We start from the raw sequence: 3568 nt of genomic DNA, 5'->3' as shown, positions 1-3568 counted from the left end.
CCCGCGCAGCTTTGTCAAATTCATTCAACGCAGCTTCAGGATCTTACTTTGACAATGATTCTGGAAGATTTGCTGCTCCCCACTCCGACGCATTGGATAACAGCAAGAGCAACGCCGTTGTACAGGTTATTGAGAAAATGCTGTCGGAAAGCTGATTTAAGAATTGACGGGGTTATTGGTACTGAAGGACCAAGCCGCTGCCGTGACCTGACGTTCAATCGCGGGTTCTGATCGTTTTTGCCTTTTTTGTGCGCCAAAGGCTATAACAATCTGCTTACCAAATGCGTTAGCAACTCGCCGGTGATGGGACGAGATTATAGGGTAATTCCCGCGTGCAACCGGCCTGTTTATGTTATCCATTTTCGACAATATCATCGCAATTATGATTGCCGGCGTGGTGATTCTGTTGCTCTTCACCATCCAGCAGCGTTCTACAGATTTCAATATCGAGCAGAACTCGGTCTATTCATCCAAGAAGTTTTCACTTGATTTTGCGGAATGGCTTGAGGGTGATTTCTCCCTTGCCGGCACCAATATGGACAACGGAGACATTCTGTTTTCCAACCTCGTTTACGAAGGTATCAATACAAAAGAAATCACGTTTTTTAGAGACACGTTGAACATCGACCCGGTTACGTTTAACGTAGACTCAGTACGGGTGGAAACGCGCTACACCTTGGATTCATCAAAGGTACTGACGCTACCTGATACAACCATCCAGCTATACGAGGTCACACGGTATATGCGGGAGGAATTGGCCGGAGGAGGATTTTCGGCGTGGAACGAGGTAGGCAAAGGGCCAGAATGGGTATCCTATTTTCGCGTTAACACGCTTAATGACCAGGGACAAACTGTATTACTGGAGCCACAAACGGCGTTTTTTGATATCGCATTTACCCTCGCCTTGCCCAATTTTTCAAGTACTGCTTATTTGCGAGAATTCAACTGGGCAACAACAGTAAACATACGCCGGTATTGATGGTGCGCAGCGCTTACGGTTTGCTTTTCACGACGCCGGCAATGCGCCAAAAGTTGTATACCCATTCCCGATATTTTCCCTACAATTTAAGCATACCCTTTTTAATACGGGCACAAAGCAATTCGGCACCCCGCTTTACTGAATTACACATTCTTGTAATTCCCGAGACATTGCCTGCCCTGATACATCACAGAATACTCTCACGCTGAGGACCAGACCTGTTGCGACCTGATCAGGTGGCATCGCCTTGCATGGTCGACTGGAAACTTGCCTCGTCGAATACATAACCGTCATGGGCAAAGGTATAGCCGTTGTGGTTGTAGCTACGCTGCTTTTTGTAATGATGAAGCAGAGTGCTACTTCCGAGGCACAAACACAAACAGAAGAAACCAAAGTCGACTACCAGGAAGACTATATTGCGCAAGAAATTGCCATGTCAGCCTTCTCGATCGCAGAGCGGCGCGTAGAAAAAATTGGCGGGCCACGCGATTCCGTCCTTGCAGCGTTTGATGCCTTTAACGGCAGCGCATACGACGCGTCGGGCGTTGACACCGGCGATTTTCAGGGGGGCTCTTATGAAATACGGGCATTCCCCATGGGCGCGACAGATGGCGACATGGTAAAGCTCGAAATCAAAGGGATGTACGGCGATGCCTCTCACGTCATGGAAAAAACTTTTTTCACCTATGCTGATCCGGTTTCAAGCTGGGAGTATTCCTGCGGCTCGACGTCGGGTGCCAACTTTGTAGAAATTCAGGGCGTTGGTATGGGAGACAATGGCACGCTGCTGAACAATGGCGCCACCATTGCCCTCACAGATACCACGCAGATTAGATTCCTTAAAGCCCAGGTAGGCGGCCGCACCAATCGGATTGATGATGTAACCTTTACCACAGTAGCCGGCCAGGATACCACGTTGGAAGATCCGACAGCATCCGGCGACCACTCCATGGGATACTTCGAAACACCCTTGACGCCAACATCAGGTATTAGTGTAGATGTGGATACCGGTTCTGGCAATGGCGCACGTGGCTTTGTTGTTTACGCACACCGCCGCATTCCAGGGGCACACTTCAGCGAAGGCCGGTACCTCGACATGCGCATGTACCATTACGGCCACACTGAAACATTCCAAATTCCTGCAGCAACCTCACCACGTACCGTTTATGTCGACTACGTCATGTATGACAAAGATGATGACGGCCGTACCGTGACCATGACAATCGATACCGGAATGGACCAGGAAACGCGTACGATTGGCCTGCCCAACAAAGACCGCGAGCTATCGATCGAGACGGTTGCCATTCACAATGTAGATGGAAGCGTAACCGAAATTGATGTCGAAATCTATACAAACGACTCGCTTTACTGGAAAATGGCGCATGTCTATACAGCCGGCTGCAACTAGTCACACCCTGTATTTTTGCGCTATTCCGACAACTTGATCGGAATAGCGCAGCTGTAGCTCCTAGATCTGGCATTTCATTAAACAACGCTACCCATACCTCAAGCACCCGGATAGATGCAACAAACACTCTTTGCGATAATGGCGCTCGCCATCACGCTGTTGCTCTCTTTCAACCAGCTCCAAAGCCATACCCAGTCGTATGCCAAACAAATTGACGACGAATTGGAAGTGATGGGCAGCGGGGTTGCCCGCCGTGTACTCGAAACGGCAGAACTGCTCTCTTATGACGAGCGCACGACCCCTGGCCAATGGCTTGCAAATGGCGGTGTAGAACCCAACATTACGGACTACGAGTCAGCCGGCGCCTTTGGCAACGTACCCGCTTGCGATCTCGATGAGCCGGTGAAGAATACCGTCGACTGTGATGACATCGACGACCTTGACATGGGTACCACCTGGCAGGATATCCCGTTTGTATTTCCAAACGGTGATTCGCTTTATTTTGAAGCCAATGTGCGCGTGCACTACGTGTCACCTGCTGATCTCGACACGCCGCTAAGCGGCAGCTCAAAAAGCGAATACAAATTACTGATCGTAAAACTCCGTAGCGATTTACACACCGAACAGGGGCGCTACACCAACGGATTCATCACATTTAGCCGCGTTTTTAACTATACAAAAGACATCGCAGAGGCGCGTGCGGCTGCCGGTCCATGATCCAGACTTCACCAACCACTTAAACCTCAACCCACACGTCAATCTGGCACGAGAGTTGCCTTTCTAATTATTACATCAGTCTTCGCCAACATTTTGAGACGCAACGAAGGGATTATGGCGATTTGATTGAATGAATAATACAATTCTGTATCGCCCCTCCTACGTTTTTAGCCAATCAAAACCCGATCAGTTGGACTTCAAAAGCAATGAACATCATGCAAGAACTTGAAGAAGAACGCAATCCGCTTAAGAAACAGCTTTCCAATATTGAACAAATCTTTCAAGAGTTTGCTGATCAATATGATGCTGCTGCACAATCGTTGAGAAATGGCTTTGTCCCGGAGCCTATCCCAAGCATCCAGTTGGAAGCCGCCCGCAAAGTGGTAACGGATACTTTCGCTGCTATTTCTGAAGCCGGCGATATGTTCGACATGGAGCCACTTTCTGAGAATGCTTCGCTTGCT

The 3568-nt window shown here is 49.0% G+C and carries 4 protein-coding genes; all 4 read left to right on the top strand.

All coding sequences use genetic code 11. The features are described 5' to 3' along the window. Positions 1 to 349 precede the first annotated feature (349 nt). The gene (locus AAF564_26450; GenBank protein MEM8489115.1) at positions 350 to 979 is read left to right on the top strand and encodes a hypothetical protein; all 630 of its coding nucleotides are present in this window, start codon (positions 350 to 352) and stop codon (positions 977 to 979) included. 292 nt (positions 980 to 1271) lie between these two features. Beyond that, a complete protein-coding gene (locus AAF564_26445) occupies positions 1272 to 2387 on the top strand; it encodes a hypothetical protein (protein MEM8489114.1) in 1116 nt (371 codons plus the stop codon). Between the two features lie 114 nt (positions 2388 to 2501). Then, the gene (locus AAF564_26440; GenBank protein ID MEM8489113.1) at positions 2502 to 3104 is read left to right on the top strand and encodes a hypothetical protein; all 603 of its coding nucleotides are present in this window, start codon (positions 2502 to 2504) and stop codon (positions 3102 to 3104) included. Positions 3105 to 3319: 215 nt separating this feature from the next. Then, positions 3320 to 3568 (top strand): hypothetical protein (locus AAF564_26435; protein ID MEM8489112.1); only part of this gene is annotated, 249 nt, incomplete at its 3' end.

The organism is Bacteroidota bacterium, from assembly GCA_039111535.1.
Taxonomy (GTDB): Bacteria; Bacteroidota; Rhodothermia; order Rhodothermales; family JAHQVL01; genus JBCCIM01.
This window is presented reverse-complemented; position numbering and strand designations above follow the sequence as displayed.

What these genes read in the sequence shown, in the direction of transcription:
- AAF564_26450 (MEM8489115.1), top strand. Translation starts at nt 350, where the DNA reads ATGTTATCCATTTTCGACAATATCATCGCAATTATGATTGCCGGCGTG.
- AAF564_26445 (MEM8489114.1), top strand. Translation starts at nt 1,272, where the DNA reads ATGGGCAAAGGTATAGCCGTTGTGGTTGTAGCTACGCTGCTTTTTGTA.
- AAF564_26440 (MEM8489113.1), top strand. Translation starts at nt 2,502, where the DNA reads ATGCAACAAACACTCTTTGCGATAATGGCGCTCGCCATCACGCTGTTG.